Genomic DNA, 24,017 nt, shown 5'->3' with positions numbered 1-24,017 from the left:
TTAGGAACTTCCCATTCCTCGGAGAATTTTCCGGCAGAAGTCATCTCGCCGGCGGGATGGCTCGATTACCGGCGGGCCCGATTACCTGCGGGGCGGCCTCGATTAACCCGCGTACCGCCCCGATTAAGGCGAGTGCGGGATTATAGGCCGCCTTCCGGAGACCTGTCCGAGCGTTTTTTCCTGTTTCCGGTGACATGGTTATCGTCCTCCCATGGTTCTACGTGTCAAGCTCGCCCTGTCATTGCTCACGGCCGCCGCCCTGGTGGGAGGTGCTTCACCACCGGCTTCCCCGGTGGTGGAACGACCCGTCGCCGAGGAGGCCGCGCGGCCGTTCGCGATGCAGGACTTCATGACCACGAAGAAACTCGGTCAGGTCGTGCCGTCCCCCGACGGTAAATCGGTGGCGGTGGTCGTGAAACGCGGCCCGAGCGAGTCGAGCAGATATGGGGCATCATTTGTCGACGGAAACGAGCGCGCGGACATCTGGATAGTGGACGGCCAGGGCCCGGCGCGCGACGTGACGCACGGCGCGAAGGACGGCACCGGCCACTACAACCCGGTGTGGTCGCCCGACGGGCGCATGCTCGCCTTCGCCTCCACCCGGGGCGGCGACGACGTGTTCCTGCACGTGTGGGACCGCGAGACGGGCGAGACCCGCAAACTGACCCCGCGCGGGGTGCAGACGATGACGAACGCCTCGGGCTACCTGATCCAGTGGCTGGACGAGCGGCGGGTGATCGCCCCGATGGTGAACGCCGGCCGCTGGGCGCTGGAGTACGGCCAATGGCTGGAGGCCCAGCGCGTCGCCCCGAAGCAGTGGGCGAAGGTCGAGCAGGGCAAGGAGGCCACCGCCTCGGTGCTCGACAGCTCCACCGCCCAGGGCCAGGACAAGCTGGACGAGGAGATCGCCGTCATCGACGCCGTCACCGGAAAGCTCACCTCGGCCGGCCCCGCCCGTACCTACACGGCGGGCAACCTGGTGGCCGATCCGACCGGACGCCTCATCGCCCGGGTGGACGACCTCGGCCCCACCCCGGCGGTCGCCGGGCAGCTCAAGCGTGTCCTGGAACGGCGCACCCAGCTCGCGATCGCCTCCGCCTCCGGCGGGCAGCCGCGCGTGGTGACCGAGGTGCCGAACCCCTCGGTCACCGTGCAGCCCCGCTGGGCCGCCGACGGCTCCCGGCTGCTGGTCGTCGGCAAGACCACCCCCGAGACACCTGACCCGTTCACCGCCTACCTCGTACCCGCCGCCGACGGGAAGGCCACACCGCTCGCCGCCGACCGGCTCGTCGCGACGGGCCTGCTGTGGGGCGCCGGGACCCCGCTGGTGCGCGGATCAAAGGTCGTCGATGCTGTGAACCCGATGGCCCGCCAGGACTGGTGGGCGTTCGATCCCGCCGACCCGGCCGCCGCGCCGCGCGACCTCACCTCGCGGTTCAAGGTCCCGCCGCTGGAGCTGGTACCGGTGCCCGGCGGCGTGCTGGGCGTGGCCGACGGGCGCGCCTGGCTGATCGACCCGCGTACCGGAAAGACGCGCGACCTGAACGCAGGCGGTGCCGCTCCACTGGCGGAGCTGGCCTGGCCGCTGGACGACAACGTCAAGCGCAACGGTGTGCGGCCCACCGACCGGGGAGGGGCCGAGCCGGCCAACCCCCGCCTCGACCACGACTTCCCCGTGGTGCTCGCCCGGGACGCCAAGGGCGGCCTGTACGAGTTGGCGCCCGGCGCCTCACCGGTGCTGACCCCGCTCCCGCTGCCGCACCCCGAGGCGGGCGTCGCCGGATACTCCCCCGCGAGCCGCACCGCGGTCTTCGGCGCGGGCGGCGACCAGGGCACCGCGCTGTGGACCTCCCAGGCGGGCCGCCACACCCAGCGGCTCTCGCTGAACGGCCACCTCGCCCAGGTGACTCCTCCGAAGCGCGAACTCATCACCTACAAGGGGGCGGACGGGGAGAAGCTCACCGGCGCGCTGCTGCTGCCGCCGGACCATCGCGACGGGCAGCGCCACCCGCTCGTGGTCAACGTGTACGGCACCAGGATCGTCTCCACCTTGGCGGACGTGCCGGAGTTCCAGGTGAACAACCCGAGTTACCTCACCCTGCAGTTCCTCGCGGCCGAGGGTTACGCCGTGCTCGTCCCCTCCATCCCCCGCCCCCAGGGCAAGGCCGCGGCCGAGCCGATGACCTGGCCCACCAAGCCGATCATGAACGCGGTGGACGCCGCGATCGACGAGGGCGTGGCCGACCCGAAGCGGCTCGCGGTGCTGGGACACTCCTTCGGCTCCTACAACGTGCACAGCCTGGTGACGCAGACCGACCGCTTCAAGGCGGCGATCGCGATCTCCGGCTTCTCCAACGTGATCAGCAGCTACGGCGTGTTCGACTCCCGCTTCCGCTACACGCCCCGCGCGCAGGAGTGGTTCGCGCCCGCCTACATCGAGGACCCCGCGTTCGAGTTCGGGCTGGGCAAGCCGCCGTGGGAGGACCCGCAGAGGTACGTGCGCAACAGCCCGCTCCTGCACGCGGGCAAGATCAAGACGCCGGTGCTCATGCTGCACGGCGAGCGTGACTACCTGACCCACACCGGCTCGGAGGAGATGTACACCGCGCTGGCCAGGCAGGCCAAGAAGGTACGGCTGGTCAGCTACTGGGGCGAGGCGCACATGCCGTACTCGATGATCTCCCCCGCGAACTTCCAGAGCATGATCGAGCAGGAGCTGGAGTGGCTCCGCCTGAACCTGCCCGGAGGCACCCCGTGAGACTCTTCTCGCCCGCCCAGGAACGGGCCTGGCTGGAACACCGGATTCGCGGCGACGCCGTACCCGACGGGATCTCCCTGCGGCTGCGGCTGACCGGCCCCCTCGACGAGAAGGCGCTGGGCTCGGCGCTCGGCGACCTGGCCGCGCGGCACGAGGTGCTGCGCTGGACCCTGCCCACCCGTGGCGACGGGCCTCGCCCGGTGGTGTCGGCCGGGGCTCTGCCCGCGCCCCGCGTGGTGCCGGTCGCACCGGAGAGGCTCGGCGCGGCGCTGGCCGAGGTGGAGTCCCGGCCGTTCGACCCGGTGACCGGGCCGCTGGCGCGCGTCTCCCTGCTCGCGCTCGGCCCCGAGAAGCACGTGCTGGTGGTGCGCATGCACCCGTGCGTCGCGGACGAGGGCTCGGTCGCGGTGCTCGCCGCCGACCTGGCCGAGTTGTACCGGGCCGGGGCCGAGGGCGACTCCCCGCGCCTGCCCGGTACGCCCCGCGTACCCGGCAGGGACGACTTCCCCCGTCCGGACGCGAAGGACCTCGACACGAACGACCTCGACACGAAGGCTCCCGGCGCGTCGGCGTCGCTCCCCGGCGTCCGAGACTCGGCGCCGGTTCGCGGCCGAGACGCCGCACCCGCCGACCTCCTGGCGGCCCGGCCGCGAACCGGCAGCGGCTCCGCAGTGATCGGCGACGACAGGCGGGAGTTCTGGCGCGAGGCGCTGCGAGACGTGCCGCCGCTGGAGGTGGCCACCGACCGGCCACGCCCCGGGCACCGCTCCGGCGCGGGCGGGGCGCACCGCTTCGAGGTGGTCGTACCGTCCGAGCTGGGCTACCCCTCCCTCGCGGTGCTCGCGGCGTTCGCCGTCCTGCTGTCGCGTTGCTCGGGCCAGGAGCGGTTCACGATCGGCGCGCACGCCCCGGGGCGTGTCTCGGGGCTGCTCGGCGGGGAGCCGAACGAGTTCGCGGGCACGGCCGGGCCGCTGGACGACCTCGCCCCCCTGCCGGTGGACCTGTCGGGCGACCCGGACCTCGCCACCCTCTCCGCCCGGCTGGGGCGGGCCGTGGACGACGCCTGGCGGCACCGGCTGCCCCTGCAGGACCTGGTCTCCGCCGTCGCGCCGCCCCGTGACCCCAGCCGGGGCGCGCTGTTCGACGTGGCGTACGGCGTCGTGTCCCCTCCGGCCTCGTACGAGGCGGCGGGCCTGCGCCTCGAACCGCTCGGCGACGAGGAGCCCGCCGCCCGGCGTACGGCCTGCGACCTGGACCTGCGTCTCACCGCGGAAACACCGGACAGGACCGGAACCAAGAACGGCGAAGGCCGGAGAAACGGGGCCGGAGAAGGAACAGGGATCGGGAACGGAGAAGGCACCGAGGACGGCCACCTGTTCCAGGCGACGCTGACGTACGCCACCGACGTCTTCGACCACGCCACGATCGAACTGATGGCCGCCCGCCTGACCCGGCTACTCGGTGAGATGGCCCGCTCCCCCGCGCGGCCGGTGCTCGACCTGCCACTCGACGACCGCTCAGGACCGATCGCGGGCCCGCCCGCGGCGGTGGACCTGGACTCTTCGGACTCCACCCTGGCCGCGCTGATCGCCGCCCAGGCCCGGCGCACCCCTGAGGCGACGGCCGTGGACGGGGACGACGAGCGGCTCACCTACCGCGAGCTCGACGAACGCGCCCGTGAGCTGGCCGGATGGCTCGCGGCCGAGAGGGTGGGCCCCGGCACCGTGGCCGCGATCTGCCTGCCGCGCTCGGCCCGCCTGGTCACGGTCGTGACCGGGGTGCTGTACGCGGGCGGCGCGTTCCTCGCTCTCGACCCGTCCCAACCGGCCCCCAGGCTGGAGTACCTGCTGTCCGACGCGGCGGCGGCCGTCCTGGTGAGCACCGGGGAAATCCTCGGCGGCCTGCCCGAGGGCGGGGGGCGCCGCCTCGACCTCGACCGGCGCGACCCCGCTCCCCTTCCCCTCGACCGTCTCGCCCCCGGCCCGCCCGGCCCTGCCGGACCCCACGACCTCGCGTACATGATCTACACCTCGGGCTCGACCGGCCTGCCCAAGGGGGTGCTGCTTGAGCACTCCGGCGCGTGCAACCTGGTCATGGCCCTCGCCCCCGAGCTGGGGATCGGTCCCGGGGTGCGGCTGCTGCAGTTCGCACCGCCGACCTTCGACGCCTGGGTGTGGGAGGTGTTCACCACGCTGGTCTCCGGGGGCACCCTGTGCGTGCCGGAGGCGGGGAACATCCTCGTCGGCCGGGCGCTGAGCAGGTGCCTGTCGGAGCGCGAGGTGAACGCCGTGCTGCTGCCCCCCTCGGTGATCGCGACGCTGCCCGGCGACGACCCGCTGCCCGGCCTGCGGGTGCTGGTCACCGGCGGCGAGGCGTGCATTCCCGACCTGGTGGAGCGCTGGGGCACCGGCCGGCGCATGGTCAACGCCTACGGGCCGACCGAGGCGACCGTCATCGCGACCCTGGCCGACTGCTCACCCGGTGAGGGCGTACCGCCGATCGGGCTGCCCATGGCTGGAGCGTACGCGCTGGTGCTGGACGCCGCCGGACGCGTCGCACCGTGGGGGGTGCCCGGGGAGCTGCACGTCGGCGGCGCGGGCGTGGCACGCGGCTACCACCGGCGGCCCGCGCTGACCGCCGAACGGTTCGTCCCTCTCGCCGGACGACCACCCACGGCACCGGACACATCCTCACCTTCGGCCCTGGATGGACCCCCACCCTCGGCGCCGGACGGGCCTTTCCCTTCGACGTCAGACGGTTCGTCCCTCTCGGGTTCGAATGTTCCCTCCCCCTCGGTGCCGGGCGGGCCGCCTCCGGTGTGCGGCGGGCGGCTCTATCGGACCGGTGACCTGGTACGGCAGCGCTCCGACGGCCGCCTCGACTTCATCGGCCGGGTGGACCACCAGGTCAAGCATCGCGGTTACCGGATCGAGCTGGGCGAGATCGAGCAGACGCTGCGGGCCTGTCCCGGCGTGGACGACGCGGCGGTGACCCTGGAAGACGAGCAACTGGTGGCCTACGTGGCCGCCTCCACCTCGGACTCCACCGCCGCGTCCGGCGCGGGATCCACCGCGACCGCCACCTCCGCGATGACGATGACGGCGAAGGACGTCAGGGCGTGGACGACCGGGCGGCTGCCCGGCTACATGGTGCCGGGGACCGTGCACGTGCTGGACGAGTTGCCGCTGACCACCGCGGGCAAGATAGACCGCCGCAGGCTCGCCGCCTCGGCCGCCCGCGCCGGGAGCCGGTCCGACGAGCCGCGCGACCGGCTGGAGCTGGAGGTGCTTGAGGCTTTCCGGCGGGTGCTGGGCGAGCCGGGTATCGGCCCGCACGACGCCTTCTTCGAGTCGGGCGGCGACTCCCGGCTCGCGGTGACGTTGCTCGGCCACCTGCGCGGCGGTCTGCGCAGGCCGATGGCCGCCCGCCTGCTCTGGGAGCGTCCCACGGCCGCGGGCCTGGCCTCGGCACTACGCGAACTCGGATAGACCGGCACCGTTGTCGGACAGGATCCACACAGGATTTCCTTGATGGCCGCTTTCACGAAACGGCGGTCAGCTCCCAAACGGCAGCACCTGTTTTTCTCCTGATCACCTCTCGTTGGCGATGGGTCTATTGGGCGAGCTTCGCCGTGTACGGCTCGCTCCTGTTCGTCCATGGGTTCGAAGTGATCTGGATTGAATTCCAGTTGGGGAGTTTGATCGTCGCGGGGCTCTCACTCGTAGTGGTCGGCTATCTGGCATCCCCGGCGTCGCACCGATGGTTCAACCGCTAGATCAGTGCCTGTTATTGATGACGAACCAGACGTGTGCACTCCATCTCGGCGCCCTGGGCCTGGGACGGCTGCGCACGGACGGTCGGAGCGGCCCTGGCAGGCGGATGGCGCACGGCCAGGGAACCGCTTAATTAATAAAATTAATTCGACAACTCGGCATGTCTTCGCGTGGACCTTTTCGGCCACGCTATGACCTGGATCACATCAGCGATGACCTATTGGCGTGGCTTTAAGATGACCGCTGGTGAGGGCGCTACCTGGCGGTGCGGGTGACCCGTGGACTGGTAACAAGAATTACCGAAGGGATTTTGGCTGTCCGTAACGGGCGCACGGCGGGCGCTTGCCTGCTGTGAGCGGAACGAGGAATAGAAGTTCTCCGTCGGTCAATTCACAAGTACCGTCGAGCAGGGGAGTGTGAATTGACACTACGGGGAGGATCCATCCCCGTACGACTCGAAGATCTTTTCCCGCACGACTGTTTGACGTCGGAGAAAGTTCTGATTAGCCGATGAAAAGATCGCACTAAACCGATAGATATGAGCGCACGTAATTTCGGCGGGAAGGTAGCGGGTGAGTTTCGACTTCGACGGGTTCATAGCGGAAATCCGCAGAGTGATATGCAGGAATGGCTGGTGAACTGGCCGCAATTGAAGGAGTGGGGAACGAAAGCCTCGGCGGCACCGGGGATCCGGGCCATGGCGGTGCATGAGGATCAGGGGGCGCGGATCAGCACGGTGTGGACGTGGGAGAACGGACGGTCGGAGAGCAAGGTCGGTCATCGCGGGTCGTGGCAGTCAGCGGTGCGGGCTTATGCCATCTAGGAATGGCAACGGCCAGGAAAACCCCTGAGAGAAAGGGATCTTTTCGTGCGTCTTGTTGCGGGTGCCCAGGTCACCGATACGCATGTGCTGGTGGCCTTCGTTGCGGCGGTCGTGTTCGTACTCTTCTACATGTGGTGGCGGGACGAGAAAGACGACAGCTGGCTGGCGAAGCGCTCGGAGCGGCACAACACTCGCAAGCCCCGATATGTCGAGCATGCTCCGGGTCACCGTGTCCTCGCTGAAAAGTCCCCGAGTCATCATGTCCTGGGTGCACGGTCAGAGGTCGTGCGCGCCAGGTAGGCGCCGGTGGAGGAACCGCGTCTCTGGGAGCAGGCTCCCAGACTGGGATCCTTCGACAGGCCGAGGAAAGCCGAAGTACGGGATGAGACTTGGAGACATGGTCATTAAAGCTGTGGAAGCCGCGCCGCCCCTCCACATCGCGGCTCTGGCAGCTGGCATACCGACCACTCCGGCCGGCCCGCACGAGTGCGCGAGTGCGAGCACCCGCTGCGACGGCGGCATCGACTCCTCGCCCGGCACCTTCGGCTAGTGCTGTGACCTCATAGGTTCGCCGGGTGGCTGGGTCAGGCCTTGATCGCCAACCGACGGCATGTGGAACGTCCTCGGCGAGGCGTTGTCGTACCCCCGGTGTAGCGTCCGGGCCGGAGTCAGGTTCATGCTCTGCGGTTAACGGAGGCACGCGGATGACGAGTACGACAGGCGAGCCCGTGGTGGTGGTGTCCCGGCGCATCGGGGCCCCGGCGGAGGAGATCTTCCGGGTCCTGGCCGACCCCGGACGGCACCCGGACCTCGACGGCTCGGGGATGCTGCGCGGTGGCGTCTGCGACGCCGTGGTCTCGGGCGTCGGGGACGTCTTCGTGATGCGGATGCATTACGAGCGATACGGCGACTATGAGATGAACAACCACGTCGTCGAGTACGAGCCGGACCGTCGCCTCGGCTGGGAGCCGAGGCCCGGTCGCGGGCACCCGGACGCCACCGCGCCCGGGGCCGCGTGGGGCCACCGGTGGATCTTCGATCTGCTCCCGGACGGAGCCGGGGTGACGGTCGTGACCGAGACCTTCGACGGTTCGCGCATGCCGGAGGACAAACGCGCGGAAGTGGACAGCGGGCGCGCCTGGTGGCAGACGCAGATGGCGAGCACCCTGGAACGCCTCGCCGAACTGTGCGCCGCCCGGTGAACGCCGAACTCGACGCCCTCAAGGGAGCCCTGGACCGTCAGCGCGAGCATGTCCTCAGGGTCCTGGAAGGGCTCTCGGAGGAGGATCTGCGGCGGCCGGTGCTGCCCAGCGGCTGGAGCTGCCTGGCATTGCTGCGCCACCTCACCCTGGATGTCGAACGCTTCTGGTTCCCCGGGGTGATCGCGGGCGAACAGGATGTGGCCGGACAGCTCGCGGCAGGCGCGGAGGCGCACTGGTACGTACCCGAGGGGATGACCGTCGACGAGGTCTTCGCCGACTACCGGGCGGCCATCGCGCGTGCAGACGCCGTGCTCGCCGCCGCCGCGCCCGAACAGGAGCCCGCCGCCTGGCCCGTGGAGATCTGGCCGACCTGGCAGCTGCCTGACGTGCGGCACATCCTGATCCACGTGCTCACCGAGGTCGCCTGCCACAGCGGCCACTTGGACGCGGTGCGCGAACTGATCGACGGCACCACTTGGCTCGGCGGCAACCCCTACGCCGGATAGTTCTGTGACCGGGTGAGGTGCGTCGGGTTCTTCAGGCCGCGGTGGCGAGAGGGCGTCCGCCCCAGCGGATGCCTTTCTCGCTGCGGATGCGGGCGCGTTCTTTGCGTTCGGCGGCCAGGACATCGCGGTGGCGGGCATTGGCGTTGCGCCAGCGCAGGTAGGCGTGCAGGGCCCAGGTCTGCACGGTGTGATTTGGGTGGTTGGAGTTGGCGATGGTGAACTGTGGTGGCCGTCTGGATTCGGATCGGACGTCACCGCACATCCAACCGCCACGACCACCAACCCGGCGAACCTATGCGGTCACAGCACTAGACGGCGTCCGGGCCGAAGGCTCGCAGGAACGTGTGGACGGCGGCGGCGGCCACGCTCCGCAGCTCGGCGTCGGCGACCTCGCGGGTGCCGAGCCGGGACCGCGCCTCCATCGGGCCGGTGAGCAGGGCGCTGAACTGTTCGGCGGCCCGGGCCGGGTCGGTCGCGCGCAGGCGGCCGGCGAGCGTGAGCCTGGCCAGCCGGTCGGCCAGGGCCTGGGCGACGCGCTCGGCCGCGCGCCCCTGGACGATGTCGAGCAGGTCGGGAAACTGGTTGAGCTCGGCCGCGAGGAGTCGCCGCAGCGCCCAGGAGCGGTCGTCGCAGTAACAGCGGAGCAGGCTGTGACCGACCTCCTCCAGCATCGCGCGCGGCTCGCCGTCGTCGCCGGTGAGCCGCTCCAGCGCGGCCATGTTCTTGGCCAGCGCCCTGTCGGCCTGAGCGGTGATCGCCTGACGGAGCAGGGTCTCCTTGTCGCCGAAGTGGTTGTACACGGTGGCCTTGGCGACGCCCGCCTCGGCGGCGATCACATCCACTCCGGCCTGGGCGTATCCCTGGCGGGCGAACACGGTGAACGCGGCGTCCAGGATCGCCTGCCGCTTGTCGATGCGTCCGCGTGCGGGGGCGAGATCCCGCCCGGCCGAGGTTCCCGCTCCGTTCATGGGCCGCATCCTAGCGCGTCGATCACCCAACCATACTCATGAGTCTATCTATCTGGACTCGATTGACTAAGACTTCTCGGTCTTCTAATTTGTACTCGCTGGTCTAGTTCGCCGTGCCCCAACCACCGAACCGGAGACACCACGTGACACGACCGCGAGACGACAGGCTCGATCCGGCGCTGCTGCGGCTGATCGGCGTGATCCTGCTCGGCGGGCTGCTGGGCATCCTCAACAGCACGATGGCCGCCGTCGCCACCGACACCCTGGCCAGGGCCTTCGACACCTCGCTGAGCACGGTCGGCTGGGCCTCCACCGGCTTCCTGCTCGCCGTCACGGCGACCATCCCCTTCACCACCTGGGCCGTGGACCGGTTCGGGGGCAGGCGGCTGTGGCTGTGGGGACTCGTGCTGTTCCTGGCCGGATCCCTCGCCTCCGGGCTGGCCTGGAACGTCGGCAGCCTGATCGTCTTCCGTGTCGTCCAGGGCGTCGGTGCGGGCGTCCTCGATCCGCTCGTCCTGATCCTGCTGGCCCGCGCCGCCGGCCCCCACCGTGCCGGGCGCGTGATGGGCCTGATGGGCGTGGTCCTCTCCCTCGGCCCCGTCCTCGGCCCCGTCATGGGCGGGATCATCCTCCAGGGTCTGCCGTGGCGGTGGATGTTCCTGCTCAGCGTGCCCGTCGGCCTCGTCGCCCTCGCGCTCGCCCTGCGCGTGCTGCCCGCGGATCCACCGCTCGGACGGCAGTGGCCGCGGGTACGGCTCGACGTCCTCGGCCTGGCCCTGCTCGGCCCGGGGTTCGCCGCTCTCGTCCTGGCCCTCTCGCAGACGGCCGAGCAGGGCGCCTTCACCGCCTGGCAGGCGCTCACCCCTCTGGCCGCCGGCGTCGTCCTGCTCGGCGCCTACCTGATCCACGCGCTCCGCGTCCGGCGGAACCCGCCCCTGATCGACCCGCGGCTGTTCGCGGGCCGGGGCTTCACGGCGAGCGTCACCATCATGGGCCTCGGCGGGCTCGCGAACTTCGCCGCCCTGTTCGCGCTGCCGCTGTATCACCAGCAGGCGCACGGGCACGGCGCGCTCGCCGCCGGGTTGCTGATGGCGCCGGTGGGCCTCGGCGGCGCCGTCAGCATGCCACTGGCCGGACGACTGTCGGACCGGATCGGCGCACGCGGGCCGGCCTGCGCCGGGGCGCTCGTGGCCGCTCTCAGCGCGCTGGCCCTCACCCGGGTCGGAGCGCAGACCCCCGAGGTGTGGCCCGCGCTGGCCGCTTTCACCATGGGCCTGGGGATGGGCTTCTTCAGCGCGGCCACGATGGGATCGCTGTACCGGACGCTGCCCGCCCCGCTGGTGGCGCAGGGCAGTTCGGTGCTCTACATGCTCAACCAGCTCGGCGCCGCGATCGGCGTCGCCGTCGTCACGCTCATCCTGCAGACCGCGGGCGACGTGATCACCGGCTTCCACGGCGTCTTCCGGTTCGCCGTCGCCATGATCGTGATCGTGCTCGCCGCCGTCCCGCTCCTCCCCCGCCACGAGGACGCTCCTCGCCGCGCCGACGTCCCGGTGTGACCTGCCGACGGCCCTGCGAACGGCCCGCCATGGGCAGCCCCGCAGACGCGGGACGGCGGTGTGCCCCCCACCTCACATGGAGGGTTCCGCGCCCGGCGCCGGGGTGGCGGCCTTGGGCTCGCGGCGCAGCATGGCCCGCAGCCTCTTCTCGATCGGATACTCGTACAGCCGGTACAGCCCCCACGACAGCAGCACGCTGACGACCAGCCCTGCCAGCGCGTACGGCAGGTGCGCCCAGGTGGGCTCGGGGAAGTCGTAGAGCGACTGCCGCCCGAACGCGTGCTTGGCGATGGGGAAGAGCACCAGGAAGTGGATGAGGTAGAAGGCGTAGGACCACTGGCCGAGAGCCACCAGCGGGCGGGAGCTGAGCAGGCTGCGCCGCCCGGCCAGGTCGTTGGTCGCCGCCGCCGCGATGAGCAGCGCGAACACCACGATGCTGCCCCGGTTGGCGGTCTCGGCGAGCGCGGTCTGCCACACGCCGGACCAGGACCACGCCCACAGCAGCGCGAAGTAGCCGACCGTGATCGCGGTCGCCGTACGCAACCCGATCGGGCTGCGCCAGCCCCGGCGCACGGCGGCGGCGATCACGATGCCCAGCACGAACTCGCTGACCCGGGAGATCGGCGAGTGGGTGGCGAAGTAGTACAGGTCGGAGGTGAACCAGTTCTCGGCGGTGAGTTGCGGGTTGGCCAGCCAGAGCCACACGCGCGTGCCGATGCTGATCGCGATGAGCACGGCGGCGATCATCACCATCTGGCGCAGCGTGCGCCGCACGATCGGGCGCACCACGAACGGGAAGACCGCGTAGAAGAACGCCTCACACGACAGCGACCAGGAGACGGTGTGCGGCACGGCGTCGCTCTGGAACGACGCGGGGAACCACGCCTGCACCATGAGCAGCGTCGCGACCGTCCACCACACCAGCGCCGTGCCGCCCTCGGTGGGCCAGAGCTGGCCTCCGACGAGCAGCGCGACCGCCGCGACGGTGGTGATGAGGAGCGAGGGCCAGATCCTGGCGAAGCGGCGCCAGTAGAACTTCGGCGCGGTGTCCTTGTCGAAGAACGTCCAGGTGAGGACGTAGCCGGACAGGACGAAGAAGAACGTCACCCCGGCCGTGCCGAGGACGAACAGCTCGTTGAGGTAGGGCAGGGGCAGCAGGATCGCGATGTGGCTGAAGAACACGCCGAACGCGGCGAACCACCGCAGCCCGGTGAGCGACTCCAGTCGCGTCCTCGGCGGGCCCTCGATCGTGTCCGGTGACGGCTTGTCGGCTACCGAGGTCATGACGCCGCCCCCTCTCCCGCGAGGCCGGCTTGCGCGCGTCGCTCGTCGAGGAGCGCCGCCTGTTCGCGGACGGTCGCGTGACGCAGCAGGTCGGGCAGCTCCACCTCGACGCCGAACGCCACCTCGTAGCGCAGGCTCAGCCTGGCCAGGGTGAGCGAGTGGCCGCCGAGGTCGAGGAAGCCGTCGGAGGCTCCGATCTCCTCCACTCCGAGCAGCTCGCGCCAGATCCCGGCGACGGTCTCCTCGGTGCCGCTCTCGATCGGCACGTGCCCGCCCTCTTCGTCAGGGGTGTCGGGGCTGGGCAGCTCGGTGTGGGCGATGTGGCCCTCGGCGGTCCTGGGCAGGAAGTCCAGGACGGTGACGGAGCCGGGGAGCTGGTATTCGGGCAGGTGGGCGGTGAGCTCCGTGAGGTCGATCCCCTCCCCCGCCACGTACGCGGCGAGCCGGTCGTGGCGCACGTCGACGGCGGCCTCGGCGACGCCGGGGCGCCCTGCCAGGGAGCGGGCCAGCTCGTCGGTGTCCACCCGGAACCCGCCGACGGTGAACATCCGGTCGAAGCGGCCGAGCAGTTCCAGCGAGCCGTCGGGGAGAACGCGGCCGCGGTCGCCGGTGGCGGTGCCGCCGACGTGGATCTCGCCGGGCACGCCGACTGCGCCGGGGCGCCCGGTCCGGTCGGCGACCTCGATCGGCGTACCGGCGAGGGCCTCTCCGAGCAGGACGCCCCTGCGGGGTTCCGCGAGCGGGTCGACCCGGTGGGCCGCGGCCCAGTGCTCGCCGTACAGGGTCCAGGTGGGAATCGCGGCGGCCAGTTCCCGCGAGAGGGCGGGCGGGGTCGTGGCCGCGTCGCAGAGCGCGGTGAACGGGCGGTCGGCGGGCAGGCCCTCGTGAAGCAGCAGCCGCCACGCGGCGGACGGGGCGTACACCACGGTGGCGTCCGCGACCAGGTCCCTCAGCCGTCCGGCGTCGCGGGCGGCTTCGGGGGGCGCGGTCACCAGGTGCGCGCCGTGCAGGAGTGCGAGCAGCAAGGCGTCGGCGAACGCGCCGGACGTGGGCGGGGCGAAGGTGAGCACGGTGTCGGCGACACCCAGGCCGATCCGCGAGGCGAGGTCGGCGATCGGCGCGGCGCCCGCGCCCTCCGTACGGCCGTCGAGGACGTCGGCCTTGAGCTGGGCGTATCGCCAGACGGCCGGGTCGGGGCTGTCGGCGGCCGGGGGTCCGGCTCCCCTGCGCACGGCGGGCGCGAGGTTCTCGGCGCGGGCGTCGAGCTCGGCGTAGGTCAGCGTGACGGCGGGGGGAGCGCCCGCGGGAGAGGTACTCGTGGAGGTGCCTGTCGATGGATCGCCCGCGTGGGTGGTGACGGCGGGCGGGGTTCCCGGGGGAGACGTGCCCGTGGAAGGCGTGCCCGCGTGGGTGGTGACGGCGGGCGCGTCGGGGGTGAGCCGCACCCGCTCGGCGAGGACGGCGGCCGGTCCCCCGGCGCCGGTTCCTGATTCCGCGGGCCGGGGCGCAGGGGGGAGGGAGAGGTCACCGACCGGCAGGTCCGGGTGGGCGCAGGCTCCGGTGACCAGGAGCTCGAACTGCTCGGCGAGGACCTCGACCGTGGCGGGGTCGAACAGGTCGTCGTTGTAGCCCCACAGGCCGGCCATGCCGTCGCCGTCGACGCTGAAGTCCACCATCAGGTCGAAGTGCGAGACCTCGACGTCGGGGACGAACTCCGAGGCCCGCACGCCCGGCAGGTTCAGGAAGACGCCGTCGTTGTCGCGCACCCCGAGCCCCGCCTGGAACAGCGGTGTGTGGCTCTGGGGCCGCTGCGGGTGCAGCTCGCGCACCAGTTCCTCGAAGGGCATCTCCTCGTGGTCGTGTCCCTCGACGGAGGCGTGACGCACGCGGCGCAGCAGCTCGCGGAAGGTGGGCTCCCCGCGCAGGTCGAGGCGCAGGCAGATGATGTTGATGAAGCATCCGACGAGCGCTTCGAGTTCGGGCCGGATGCGCCCGGCGGCGGGTACGGCGGTGACGATGTCGGCCTGGCCCGCGTAGCGCGACAGCAGCACGCCGTAGGCGGCGAGCAGCACGGTGAACGGGGTGGTGCCCTCCTCGCGCGCCACCGCGCGCACGGAGGCGACGACGTCGCCCGGTAGCCGGGAGCGGTGGAAGCGGCCCGCGCGGCGCCGGTGCGGCGGCCGGGGCCGGTCGGAGGGCAGGTCGAGCAGGCGGGGTACGCCGTCCAGGGTCCGCCGCCAGTAGTCGACCAGGCGTGAGCGCACGTCCTCGGTGCGCAGCCGCTCGCGCTGCCAGAGGGAGAAGTCGGTGTACTGCAGGTCCAGGTCCGGCAGGCTCACCGGCCCGCCGCCGGTGTCGGTACCGGCTCCGGTGCCGATCGCGCCGCCGACGGCCCCGGTGTAGAGGGCCTCGACCTCGCGCCCGACGATCCCGAAGGACGGGTCGTCGAAGACGATGTGGTGGAAGGTGAGTACGAGCACGTGGTCGTCGGGGCCCAGCCGGAGCAGCAGCGCCCGCCAGAGCGGCCCGTGGCGCAGGTCGAACGGGGCGAGGATGTCGTCGGCGGCCATCCGCGCGGCCTCGGCCTCGGCGTCCGGCTCGTCACCCAGGTCGACGGAGCGCAGCACGCTCGCGGGCGCGTCACCGACGCGCTGCACGGGCATGCCGTCGACCTCCGCGACGGTGGAGCGCAGGATCTCGTGCCGCCTGATCACCTCGCACAGCGCCCGGTCGAGGGCTCCGGCGTCAAGGGGCCCGCGCAGCCGCAGCGTGGCGGGCACGTGGTAGAACCCGAAACCCGGATTGAACATCTCGCCGAACCAGATGCGCTCCTGGGTGGAGGAGACCGGCACCCCCGAATCGGGCACGGCATGTCGCGGGATGCGATCTCGCTCGCGCCTGCGGCGGGCGATCAGGTCGTGCACATTGTCCGCGCTCTTGGAAATCGTCATGTGAATGGTGTCCTCACGTCTGTGGGGTGCAGCGTGAATGCAGAATTTTGCGTCAGGATATGTCTTGATAAGCGAGAGCATTTACCCTCTATTGCGAAAAGGCGGCGAAACGGATATGGAGCTGCAGGGTGTGACGGCGCTGGTCTCCGGGGGCGGCGGAGGGCTCGGCGCCGCCACCGCGCGCGAGCTCGCCAAGGCCGGAGCGCACGTGGTCGTGGCCGACCTGGAGGCCGCCACGGCGGGCCCGGTGGCCGACGAGGTGGGCGGCACGTTCGTGGAGACCGACGTGACCGACGCGGGCTCGGTCGAGCGCGCCGTGGAGACGGCCGCCGGGGTCGCGGGACCGCTGCGCGTCGCGGTGAGCTGCGCGGGAATCGCGCCCGCCGCCCGTACGGTCGGACTGGACGGCCGCCCGCACGACCTGGAGACCTTCGAGCGGGCGCTCGCGGTCAACGTGGTCGGCACCTTCAACGTGATGCGGCTGGCCGCCGCCGCGATGGCCGCGACCGAACCGCTGGAGGACGGTGAGCGTGGCGTGGTCGTCAACACCTCCTCGGCCGCCGCCGAGGACGGCCAGGCGGGCCAGGTCGCCTACGCCGCCTCCAAGGGCGCGGTCGCGGCGCTCACCCTGCCTGCCGCCCGCGACCTCGCCTCCGTGGGCGTGCGGGTGTGCGCGCTGTCACCGGGCCTGTTCGACACCCCGCTGCTCGCGGCGATCCCGCCGGAGTTCCGGCGCCCGCTCCTGCGGCAGATCGTCTTCCCGCCCCGGCCGGGAACCCCCGTGGAGTTCGCGCGGGCGGTCCGCGCCGTGTGCGAACTGGGTTACCTCAACGCCGCCGTCGTCCGCCTGGACGGCGGCCTGCGCCTGCCGAACACCTGAGGAAACTCGCCGTACGTTCGGGAGTGGAGCACCGGGAAAGCCCATGGAACGTTTGGAGGTGGAACACCGGAGCAGAACACCGATCCCGTGAACGCCGACACGTCTCGCCGGCGGGATGCGGGGTAGCGTCCCGTTACGTTTCCATGGTCACCGATCGAAGGAGATGAGGAAATTGCTCACCCCACCCGACGGAATGCCGAGAATCACCCCCGTCATCTTCTACTCCGATGTCGAGAAAGCCATCGAATGGCTCATCGAGGCGTTCGGATTCGAAAAGCGCAAGGTGTTGAACGACGACGACGGGTCCGTCGTCCACGCCGAGCTGTCGTTCGGCGAGGGGGTCGTGCAGCTCGCCGGGACGGGTGACGGCCGCAGGCACGAGCCGCAGGGCGAGGGCGAGCTGCGCCAGAGCCTGTACGTGTTCGTGGACGACGTGGACGAGCACTACGAGCGCGCGAAGGCCGCGGGAGCCGTGATCCGCGACAAGCCGGACACGCGTTTCTACGGTGACCGCAACTACACCACCGAGGACCTGGAGGGTCACCACTGGGTCTTCGCCCGCAGGGTCGAGGAGATCCCGTACGAGGAGATCGACACCCCATGAGCGCCGTCGAGCAGGTCAGGGAGCTGTACGAACGCTACCCGTGCCCGTCGCTGACCGTCGGCGACGACCTGATCCTGGACCTGGCGCTCGGCATCGGCATGGTCGCCAGGGACAAGACCCTGGCGGGCAGGCGAGTGCTGGACGCCGGGTGCGGCACCGGGCACCAGCTGCTCGGACTCGCCTCGCAGTATCCCCAGGCGCACTTCACCGGCATGGACCTGTCGCAGTCGTCACTCGACGTGGCCGAGGAGCTACGCGAGCGCAACGGGCTGACCAACGTGGAGCTGGTGCGCGGCGCCATCGGCGGGGAGGGGTTCGAGGGCCCCTACGACCTGATCGTGATGACCGGGGTGCTGCACTGCCTGGACGACCCCCGCGCGGGCCTGGCCTGGCTCGCCGAGCGGCTGTCGCCCGGCGGGCTGATGTACCTGTGGCTGTTCCACAGCTTCGGCGAGCATCAGCGGCTGATCGACCGCGAGCTGGTGCGGCTGCTGTCGGGCGGCGACACCGGCGAGGAGGGCCTGTCGGTGGTGCACCGGCTGGGGTTCGGCCGCTCCGCGGGCCGCTACGGCACGGGCACCGCGCCCGGCGCCGACCCGCGCGACCAGGACGTGCTGGACGCCGACGCCTACCTGCACCCGGTCATGCGCACCCACCGCTTCGGTGACGCGGCCCGCCTGTTCGAGGGCCTCGACGGGATCGGCTGGGTCGCGCTGAACGGCGTCAACTGGGACGGCGGCGGCAAGATCCTGGACCTGGGCCGCCGCCACCCCGCCTCCCCGGTGTTCCTGTCGGACGCCGACCTGTTCGACGACGAGGAGCTGCTCGCCCGCTACGCGGCGCTGCCCGTCGCCGAACGGGCGGCGGTGATGGAGCTGCGGCTCGCACCGACCGGCTTCACCGTGGTGGCCGGCACCCCGGAGGCGGAGAGGCTGTGCGAGGCCAGAATCTCGGGCAACGTGCTCCTGAGGAACCGAACGGCCGCGCCTGGCGGGGTGACCGGCACCTGACTCCGTCCCCGCGAGAGAAAGGGGAACGCCCACCCCCGGACAGCGAAAGCGGGCGTTCCCTCATCCGTCAATCTCCGGCGGACCGGTAGCCGGCGATGATCACGCCGGTGCCCGTCGCCGCGGAGTCGACCAGACGGAAGGCGGAGAGGTCCGAGCCGGAGGGGGAGAACAAGCGGCGGCCCGACCCCAGCACCAGCGGGTGGATGAGCAGAAGCAGCTCGTCGACGAGGCCACGCGACATCAGTGACCTGACCAGCATCCCGCTGCCGAACACCACCAGGTTTTCCTCCACCTTCTCCTTCAGGACCGCCACGGCGTCGGCGGCGTCGCCCTTGAGCAGGGTGGAGTGCTGCCAGGGCAGCGGCTCGGCCAACGTGGTCGAGGCCACATACTTCCGGACCCCGTTCAGGGCCTCGGTGAACGGGTTCGGCGCCTGCCGTGGCCAGTAGTCCGCGAAACGCTCGTATGTCGTGCGGCCGGCCAGCAGGGACCACGCGCTCGACATGCGGGCCCCCATCGCCTCCTGCATGGCCGGGTCCTGGCGCACAGTCGCCCAGCCGCCGTGCCGGAAGTCGTCGCGGGGGTCCTCCTCGAGATGTCCCGGCGCCTGCATCACGCCGTCGAGCGTCAAATGTTCGATCACGATGACCTTGCCCATGTCTCCGTCTCCTTCGGGGTCCGCCAGGTTGGTCCTGGCTCTCATCCCCTACACGAACGACGGGCCACCGGGTCGACGGTCCGGAGGGCACGATCCGAGGAGTCCCCCTCTCGACGCCGACACCACAGGTGGACGACATCGGGAGGGGGACCGACGTTCAGGCCGGCGGAGGCCGGCCTGAACGTCATGATCAGACGAGGTCGAACCGGTCGAGGTTCATCACCTTGACCCACGCCGCGACGAAGTCCTTCACGAACTTCTCCTTCGCGTCGTCGCTCGCGTAGACCTCCGCGAGCGCGCGCAGCTCGGAGTTCGACCCGAAGACGAGGTCGGCGCGGCTGCCGGTCCACTTGACCTCGCCCGTGGCGAGGTCGCGGCCCTCGAACGTGCTCTCGTCCCCCGACGTCGCCTTCCACCTCGTACCCAGGTCGAGCAGGTTGACGAAGAAGTCGTTGGTCAGGACCCCGGGGGTCGTGGTGAGGACGCCGAGCGAGGACTGCCCGTGGTTGGCGCCCAGGACGCGCAGGCCACCGACGAGGACCGTCATCTCGGGGGCGCTCAGGGTGAGCAGGTTCGCCCGGTCGATCAGCAGGTACTCGGCGGGCAGCCGGTCGCCCTTTCCGACGTAGTTGCGGAACCCGTCGGAGGTCGGCTCGAGCGCGGCGAACGACTCCACGTCGGTCTGCTCCTGCGAGGCGTCCACGCGGCCCGGCGTGAAGGGGACCTCGATGTCGAAGCCCGCGTCCTTGGCGGCCCGCTCGACGGCAGCGCTACCGGCGAGCACGATCAGGTCGGCGATCGAGACCTGCTTGCCCCCGCTCCGGACGGCGTTGAACGCCTCCTGGATCTCCTCCAGGGCGCGCAGCACGGTGGCCAGCTGGTCGGGGTCGTTCACCTCCCACCCCTTCTGCGGCTCAAGGCGGACGCGCGCGCCGTTGGCGCCGCCGCGCTTGTCGCTGCCGCGGAAGGAGAAGGCCGACGCCCACGCGGCGGACACCAGCTGGGACACCGGCAGGCCGGAGGCGAGGATCCGGCTCTTGAGGAAGGCGACGTCATCGGCGTCGATGGGCTGGTACGTCGCGGTGGGCAGGGGGTCCTGCCACAGCAGCGTCTCGGTCGGGACCTCCGGGCCGAGGTAGCGCACGACCGGGCCCATGTCGCGGTGGGTCAGCTTGAACCACGCCCGGGCGAAGGCGTCCGCGAACGCGGCGGGGTTCTCCAGGAAGCGCCGCGAGATCTGGTCGTAGACCGGGTCCACGCGCAGCGCGAGGTCGGTCGTGAGCATCGTCGGGGCGTGGCTCCTCGACGGGTCGTGGGCGTCGGGGACCGTACCGGCACCGGCGCCGTCCTTGGGCTTCCACTGGTGCGCGCCCGCGGGGCTCTTGCTCAGCTCCCACTCGTAGCCGTAGAGGATCTCGAAGAAGCTGTTGTCCCACGTCACCGGGGTGTTCGTCCACGCACCCTCAAGACCGCTGGTGATCGTGTCGCCGCCCTTGCCGGTGCCGTAGGTGTTGTTCCAGCCCAGGCCCTGCTCCTCGATCGAGGCGGCCTCCGGGTCGGCGCCGACGTGGTCGGCCGGGCCCGCGCCGTGGGTCTTGCCGAAGGTGTGACCGCCCGCGATCAGGGCGACCGTCTCCTCGTCGTTCATCGCCATCCTGCGGAACGTCTCGCGGATGTCGCGGGCCGAGGCGAGCGGGTCCGGGTTGCCGTTCGGGCCCTCGGGGTTGACGTAGATGAGACCCATCTGGACCGCGCCGAGGGGGCTTTCGAGCTCCCGGTCACCGGTGTAGCGCTGGTCGTCGAGCCAGGTGGTCTCCGGACCCCAGTAGACGTCCTCCTCGGGCTCCCAGACGTCCGCACGACCGCCGGCGAAACCGAAGGTCTCAAAGCCCATCGTCTCCAGGGCGACGTTGCCGGACAGGACGAGGAGGTCGGCCCACGAGAGGCTCTGGCCGTACTTCTTCTTGACCGGCCACAGCAGGCGGCGGGCCTTGTCGAGGTTGGCGTTGTCGGGCCAGCTGTTGAGGGGGGCGAAGCGCTGCTGACCGGCGCCGGCGCCGCCGCGGCCGTCGCTGATCCGGTAGGTGCCCGCGCTGTGCCAGGCCATCCGGATGATGAACGGGCCGTAGTGACCGTAGTCGGCCGGCCACCAGTCCTGCGAGGTGGTGAGCACCTGCGCGATGTCCCGCTTCACGGCCGCGAGGTCGAGGGACTTGAACGCCTCGGCGTAGTCGAACTCCTCGCCGAGGGGGTTGGCCACGGCGGGGTTCTTCGCGAGGATCTTCAGGTTGAGCCGCTCCGACCACCACTGGCGGTTTCCGCCGCCCTGAGTCGGGTGCGGGGCACGCTCGTGCGCGACCGGGCAGCCACCTTCGCCCTCCGCCTTCGCGTCCGTGACGATTGCATCATGGTTCTCAGACATGGAATCCTTCTGGATCTTCTGTTTCAGGGAGTCGCGGCGCTCAGGAGCCGCGAGGGGTGGAACAGCCGGGGCACAGGCCCCAGAAGATGACCTCGGCCTCGTCGATCGAGAAGCCGTGGTCGTCGGACGCGGTCAGGCAGGGTGCCTCACCGACCACGCAGTCGACGTCGGCGACGACACCGCACGACCTGCACACGATGTGATGGTGGTTGTCGCCGACACGCCCCTCGAACCTGGCCGGACTGCCGGCCGGTTCGATGCGGCGTAACAGCCCGGCCGCGGTGAGCGCCTGGAGGGCCTCGTACACGGCCTGGAGTGAGATGTGGCCCACCCGATCGCGCACCCCGGAGGCGATCGCCTCGACTCCGAGATGGTTGCCGTCCCGGACGGTCTCGAGCAGGGCCACCCGCGCGGCCGTCACCCGCAGGCCCACCCCGCGCAGCTCATCGGCGGTGGTTGGAGTGCCAGGTGCGGTCATGGGACCAAATCTAGCGCCATAAACACGAAGAGTTCAAGATAATGAACAATGCAAATTTAGAGCCCCGCCAGGCGAGGAGGCGATCCGGGTTCCCCCGAGGACCTGAGGACCGGCTCCGACCGGCGACTCCGGCCGCCTGGAACGGCCCGGCGGGAGTTTCGTCTTGGTTGTTCCGCCTCAGCTGGGGAGGACCGAGAGGCCGGATTGGGCGACGATGGCCTGAAGTGCGGCGACGTGGCCGGTGTAGGCCGCGCGCCCCTCGCGAGTGAGGCTGAACCATGTCCTCGGGCGTTTGCCGACATGCCCCTTGCGGATCTTCACGTAACCGGCCGCCTCCAGGGCGCTCGCGTGCTTGGACAGCACCGAGTCGCTGACGCCCAGGTTGTCGCGGACGAAGGCGAACTCCGCCTCGTCGGCGGCGGCCAGCAGCGAGACGATCCCCAACCGGGTCGGCGCGTGGATCGCCGGGTCGAGTCGCGGCGTCATCGCGCCACCGTCTCCGCCCGGTGGACGGTCCGCCCGGACATCCAGCGGGCCAGAAGAGGCGTGGTGATCGCCGCGACCACAGTCATGATCACACCCATAAGCGTACGCGGGTAGGCGAGGCCCAGTTCCGTGAACCACAACGCCATCAGGGCGGCCCCGACACCGGTGGCGACCAGCCAGCCGGTGAAGCCGACCCATGCCCACGGGTCCGTCAGCGAGGAGTGCGGGCGCAGGTTCGCGTTCCTGACGTCTCTCACGAACTTCAGGACGGCGACGGCGAGACCGGCCGACAGGGCCGGCACCGCGATCCAGATCCACCAGGCGGGCGGGACCTCGGTGACGAACTGTATTCCGGTGACGAAGACCCATACCGCCACGGGATACCAGGCGGGGAACATCGGCGGCGCGGCGCGCAGAGCTCTGCGCCGCGTCTCGTGGATCTGCTCCAGCGTCCGCGCAGCCTCTTCCGGGGAGATTTCCATGTCCACTCCTTCGTTCTTTCCTACATGGAAAGTACTTTCTACTTTCCATGTCGTCAAGTACTTTCCAAGCCAGGCCGGTACGGACAGGTCCTCCAGCCCGCGCGGGCGGCGCTCTCGGTGAGAGGGCCGGTCCGCGCCGCGGGCGGCCCCCTCACCGGCTCAACCTGCGGCCAGTTCCACAAGGTTGGTGACGGTTCTCCAGTTGCGCATGGTGGCCGGGGTCTTCAGACGTCGTTCGAGCGCGACCGGGAGCTTCGCGCGGCCGGAACCGTTCGGCAGGCTCAGGTAGATCTCACGGCTCGCCGTCCACATCTCCTCGGGTGCGAACCTCCCGGCGTCGAAGCCGTCGAGCCAGTCCGCCGACAGGGAGTCGAGCAGGAACCACACCGAGTATCCGGTCGGATCGTCGGCCTTCGCCGGGCTCGCCTCGACGATCGCCCTCAGCTCGCCGGCGGTCCGCAGGATGACCTTCGTGCTCAGCCCGAGCCCGTCGGCGAGCCGCCCCTCAAGCCGCGCCGCGACCTTCCCCGCCTCCGGCTCGTCGGCGGTGAAGACGACGTTGCCGCTCTGCAGATAGGTCTGGATGTCGGTGTGCCCCAGCTCCGCGCACACCGCGCGCAGGTCGGGCATGGAGATCTTCTTGTGGCTGCCGAGGTTCACCGCGCGCAGCAGCGCCACGTATCGCGTCATGCCCTATTTTCTCCCTTCCGCTCTCGGAGCGGCACGAGACCTGATCAGCGACCTTGACTCTGGCGGTGGCGCTCTCAGCGGTCCGGCGGAATGCGGTAGACGGACACATGGGAACGCGACTCGGCGGTGAAGTCGGCTCCGGCCCAGTCGGCGTGCCTGCTCTCCAGTACGAACCCGGCCGGCTGAGCCATGAGGTCAAGCTCGGTCGGCCAGATGTAGCGGTGCGGGCTGCGATACAGCTGGGCCTGCCTGCTCTCGTCGAACCTGAAGTGATGCGATACGACGTGCTGGCGCAGAACGTCGTAGGTGTCCAAACCGATGTAGCCCGGCTCGCTGTGCCAGACCAGGGCCTGCTGACCCGGTGGGAGCTTGCGCAGCTCAGGCACCCACAGCTCGATCACGAACCGGCCGCCGGGGGTGAGGTGGCGGGCGGCATTGCGAAAGCACTCGACCTGCTCGGCCTGGGTGAGCAGGTTGGCGATC

General features: G+C 70.7%; 20 protein-coding genes and 1 pseudogene. 10 read left to right on the top strand and 11 right to left on the bottom strand.

The genetic code is table 11. From position 1 onward, the window contains the following. The first annotated feature begins 211 nt into the window (after positions 1–211). The 6 genes from ACIBH4_RS36075 to ACIBH4_RS36050 all read left to right on the top strand — a co-directional run bounded on the left by ACIBH4_RS36075 (position 212) and on the right by ACIBH4_RS36050 (position 9,062). Complete coding sequence (locus ACIBH4_RS36075) at positions 212–2,758, top strand: prolyl oligopeptidase family serine peptidase (RefSeq protein WP_362769628.1); 2,547 nt, start codon at positions 212–214, stop codon at positions 2,756–2,758. After that, positions 2,755–6,246 carry an amino acid adenylation domain-containing protein gene (locus tag ACIBH4_RS36070; protein ID WP_362769630.1) on the top strand — a complete coding sequence of 1,164 codons (3,492 nt, stop codon included), beginning with the start codon at positions 2,755–2,757 and terminating at the stop codon, positions 6,244–6,246. The genes ACIBH4_RS36075 and ACIBH4_RS36070 overlap by 4 nt, the downstream gene beginning before the upstream one ends. A gap of 823 nt (positions 6,247–7,069) precedes the next feature. Further along, positions 7,070–7,354: a hypothetical protein gene (locus ACIBH4_RS36065; RefSeq protein WP_362769632.1), complete on the top strand. Its 285-nt coding sequence runs from the start codon at positions 7,070–7,072 to the stop codon at positions 7,352–7,354. A 397-nt stretch (positions 7,355–7,751) separates the two neighbouring features. Further along, positions 7,752–7,904, top strand: coding sequence for a hypothetical protein (locus ACIBH4_RS36060; RefSeq protein ID WP_362769634.1), 153 nt, complete (start codon positions 7,752–7,754; stop codon positions 7,902–7,904). Positions 7,905–8,058: 154 nt separating this feature from the next. Beyond that, positions 8,059–8,556 carry an SRPBCC family protein gene (locus ACIBH4_RS36055; RefSeq protein WP_362521059.1) on the top strand — a complete coding sequence of 166 codons (498 nt, stop codon included), beginning with the start codon at positions 8,059–8,061 and terminating at the stop codon, positions 8,554–8,556. Next, positions 8,553–9,062, top strand: a complete 510-nt coding sequence (locus ACIBH4_RS36050; RefSeq protein ID WP_362769636.1) for a DinB family protein — start codon at positions 8,553–8,555, stop codon at positions 9,060–9,062. The genes ACIBH4_RS36055 and ACIBH4_RS36050 overlap by 4 nt, the downstream gene beginning before the upstream one ends. 31 nt (positions 9,063–9,093) lie before the next feature. Here ACIBH4_RS36050 and ACIBH4_RS36045 read toward each other — a convergent pair. Both ACIBH4_RS36045 and ACIBH4_RS36040 read right to left on the bottom strand, forming a co-directional pair. Continuing rightward, a pseudogene (locus ACIBH4_RS36045) lies at positions 9,094–9,285 on the bottom strand (IS630 family transposase); the annotation flags it as partial. 85 nt (positions 9,286–9,370) lie between these two features. Next, entirely contained in the window at positions 9,371–10,030 is a 660-nt protein-coding gene (locus ACIBH4_RS36040; RefSeq protein WP_362521065.1) for a TetR/AcrR family transcriptional regulator, read from the bottom strand. Positions 10,031–10,173: 143 nt separating this feature from the next. Here ACIBH4_RS36040 and ACIBH4_RS36035 point away from each other — a divergent pair, with 143 nt between their 5' ends. Next, entirely contained in the window at positions 10,174–11,589 is a 1,416-nt protein-coding gene (locus tag ACIBH4_RS36035) for a DHA2 family efflux MFS transporter permease subunit (protein WP_362769638.1), read from the top strand. Between the two features lie 72 nt (positions 11,590–11,661). Here ACIBH4_RS36035 and ACIBH4_RS36030 read toward each other — a convergent pair whose 3' ends face one another. Together ACIBH4_RS36030 and ACIBH4_RS36025 are read right to left on the bottom strand one after the other, a co-directional pair. Next, complete coding sequence (locus ACIBH4_RS36030) at positions 11,662–12,873, bottom strand: acyltransferase (RefSeq protein WP_362521070.1); 1,212 nt, start codon at positions 12,871–12,873, stop codon at positions 11,662–11,664. Next, a complete protein-coding gene (locus tag ACIBH4_RS36025) occupies positions 12,870–15,824 on the bottom strand; it encodes a condensation domain-containing protein (protein WP_362521074.1) in 2,955 nt (984 codons plus the stop codon). The genes ACIBH4_RS36030 and ACIBH4_RS36025 overlap by 4 nt, the downstream gene beginning before the upstream one ends. Positions 15,825–15,939: 115 nt before the next feature. Here ACIBH4_RS36025 and ACIBH4_RS36020 point away from each other — a divergent pair, with 115 nt between their 5' ends. The 3 genes from ACIBH4_RS36020 to ACIBH4_RS36010 all read left to right on the top strand — a co-directional run bounded on the left by ACIBH4_RS36020 (position 15,940) and on the right by ACIBH4_RS36010 (position 18,318). After that, positions 15,940–16,704: an SDR family NAD(P)-dependent oxidoreductase gene (locus ACIBH4_RS36020; protein ID WP_362521078.1), complete on the top strand. Its 765-nt coding sequence runs from the start codon at positions 15,940–15,942 to the stop codon at positions 16,702–16,704. 163 nt (positions 16,705–16,867) lie between these two features. Continuing rightward, positions 16,868–17,308 (top strand): VOC family protein, encoded by a 441-nt coding sequence (locus ACIBH4_RS36015; protein WP_362521081.1) that lies wholly within the window; start codon positions 16,868–16,870, stop codon positions 17,306–17,308. After that, positions 17,305–18,318 carry a class I SAM-dependent methyltransferase gene (locus ACIBH4_RS36010; protein ID WP_362769640.1) on the top strand — a complete coding sequence of 338 codons (1,014 nt, stop codon included), beginning with the start codon at positions 17,305–17,307 and terminating at the stop codon, positions 18,316–18,318. The genes ACIBH4_RS36015 and ACIBH4_RS36010 overlap by 4 nt, the downstream gene beginning before the upstream one ends. Before the next feature lie 67 nt (positions 18,319–18,385). Here ACIBH4_RS36010 and ACIBH4_RS36005 read toward each other — a convergent pair whose 3' ends face one another. The 7 genes from ACIBH4_RS36005 to ACIBH4_RS35975 form a co-directional block, all read right to left on the bottom strand. After that, complete coding sequence (locus ACIBH4_RS36005) at positions 18,386–18,976, bottom strand: dihydrofolate reductase family protein (RefSeq protein ID WP_362769642.1); 591 nt, start codon at positions 18,974–18,976, stop codon at positions 18,386–18,388. A 190-nt stretch (positions 18,977–19,166) separates the two neighbouring features. Further along, positions 19,167–21,398 carry a catalase/peroxidase HPI gene (gene katG / locus ACIBH4_RS36000; RefSeq protein ID WP_362769644.1) on the bottom strand — a complete coding sequence of 744 codons (2,232 nt, stop codon included), beginning with the start codon at positions 21,396–21,398 and terminating at the stop codon, positions 19,167–19,169. Positions 21,399–21,438: 40 nt separating this feature from the next. Beyond that, entirely contained in the window at positions 21,439–21,876 is a 438-nt protein-coding gene (locus tag ACIBH4_RS35995) for a Fur family transcriptional regulator (RefSeq protein ID WP_350949426.1), read from the bottom strand. A 177-nt stretch (positions 21,877–22,053) separates the two neighbouring features. Continuing rightward, on the bottom strand, positions 22,054–22,362 hold the full coding sequence (locus ACIBH4_RS35990; RefSeq protein WP_362521092.1) for a transcriptional regulator: 309 nt from the start codon (positions 22,360–22,362) through the stop codon (positions 22,054–22,056). Next, positions 22,359–22,844: a hypothetical protein gene (locus ACIBH4_RS35985; protein WP_362521095.1), complete on the bottom strand. Its 486-nt coding sequence runs from the start codon at positions 22,842–22,844 to the stop codon at positions 22,359–22,361. Before ACIBH4_RS35985 ends, ACIBH4_RS35990 begins: the two co-directional genes overlap by 4 nt. A gap of 159 nt (positions 22,845–23,003) precedes the next feature. Beyond that, positions 23,004–23,534 (bottom strand): DUF1697 domain-containing protein, encoded by a 531-nt coding sequence (locus tag ACIBH4_RS35980; protein ID WP_362769646.1) that lies wholly within the window; start codon positions 23,532–23,534, stop codon positions 23,004–23,006. Between the two features lie 74 nt (positions 23,535–23,608). After that, positions 23,609–23,935: a hypothetical protein gene (locus ACIBH4_RS35975; protein WP_362769648.1), complete on the bottom strand. Its 327-nt coding sequence runs from the start codon at positions 23,933–23,935 to the stop codon at positions 23,609–23,611. Positions 23,936–24,017: the final 82 nt, after the last annotated feature.

It is taken from the genome of Streptosporangium sp. NPDC050284, assembly GCF_044459525.1.
Taxonomy (GTDB): domain Bacteria; phylum Actinomycetota; class Actinomycetes; order Streptosporangiales; family Streptosporangiaceae; genus Streptosporangium.
Note: the sequence above shows the minus strand (reverse complement) of the source record. Positions and strands in the feature narration are given on the sequence as shown.

What these genes read in the sequence shown, in the direction of transcription:
- katG (WP_362769644.1), bottom strand. Translation starts at nt 21,398, where the DNA reads ATGTCTGAGAACCATGATGCAATCGTCACGGACGCGAAGGCGGAGGGC.
- ACIBH4_RS36040 (WP_362521065.1), bottom strand. Translation starts at nt 10,030, where the DNA reads ATGAACGGAGCGGGAACCTCGGCCGGGCGGGATCTCGCCCCCGCACGC.
- ACIBH4_RS36005 (WP_362769642.1), bottom strand. Translation starts at nt 18,976, where the DNA reads ATGGGCAAGGTCATCGTGATCGAACATTTGACGCTCGACGGCGTGATG.
- ACIBH4_RS36010 (WP_362769640.1), top strand. Translation starts at nt 17,305, where the DNA reads ATGAGCGCCGTCGAGCAGGTCAGGGAGCTGTACGAACGCTACCCGTGC.
- ACIBH4_RS36060 (WP_362769634.1), top strand. Translation starts at nt 7,752, where the DNA reads ATGGTCATTAAAGCTGTGGAAGCCGCGCCGCCCCTCCACATCGCGGCT.
- ACIBH4_RS36055 (WP_362521059.1), top strand. Translation starts at nt 8,059, where the DNA reads ATGACGAGTACGACAGGCGAGCCCGTGGTGGTGGTGTCCCGGCGCATC.
- ACIBH4_RS36065 (WP_362769632.1), top strand. Translation starts at nt 7,070, where the DNA reads ATGAGCGCACGTAATTTCGGCGGGAAGGTAGCGGGTGAGTTTCGACTT.
- ACIBH4_RS36030 (WP_362521070.1), bottom strand. Translation starts at nt 12,873, where the DNA reads ATGACCTCGGTAGCCGACAAGCCGTCACCGGACACGATCGAGGGCCCG.
- ACIBH4_RS36020 (WP_362521078.1), top strand. Translation starts at nt 15,940, where the DNA reads ATGGAGCTGCAGGGTGTGACGGCGCTGGTCTCCGGGGGCGGCGGAGGG.
- ACIBH4_RS36075 (WP_362769628.1), top strand. Translation starts at nt 212, where the DNA reads ATGGTTCTACGTGTCAAGCTCGCCCTGTCATTGCTCACGGCCGCCGCC.
- ACIBH4_RS36025 (WP_362521074.1), bottom strand. Translation starts at nt 15,824, where the DNA reads ATGACGATTTCCAAGAGCGCGGACAATGTGCACGACCTGATCGCCCGC.
- ACIBH4_RS35990 (WP_362521092.1), bottom strand. Translation starts at nt 22,362, where the DNA reads ATGACGCCGCGACTCGACCCGGCGATCCACGCGCCGACCCGGTTGGGG.
- ACIBH4_RS35995 (WP_350949426.1), bottom strand. Translation starts at nt 21,876, where the DNA reads ATGACCGCACCTGGCACTCCAACCACCGCCGATGAGCTGCGCGGGGTG.
- ACIBH4_RS35985 (WP_362521095.1), bottom strand. Translation starts at nt 22,844, where the DNA reads ATGGAAATCTCCCCGGAAGAGGCTGCGCGGACGCTGGAGCAGATCCAC.
- ACIBH4_RS35980 (WP_362769646.1), bottom strand. Translation starts at nt 23,534, where the DNA reads ATGACGCGATACGTGGCGCTGCTGCGCGCGGTGAACCTCGGCAGCCAC.
- ACIBH4_RS36015 (WP_362521081.1), top strand. Translation starts at nt 16,868, where the DNA reads ATGAGGAAATTGCTCACCCCACCCGACGGAATGCCGAGAATCACCCCC.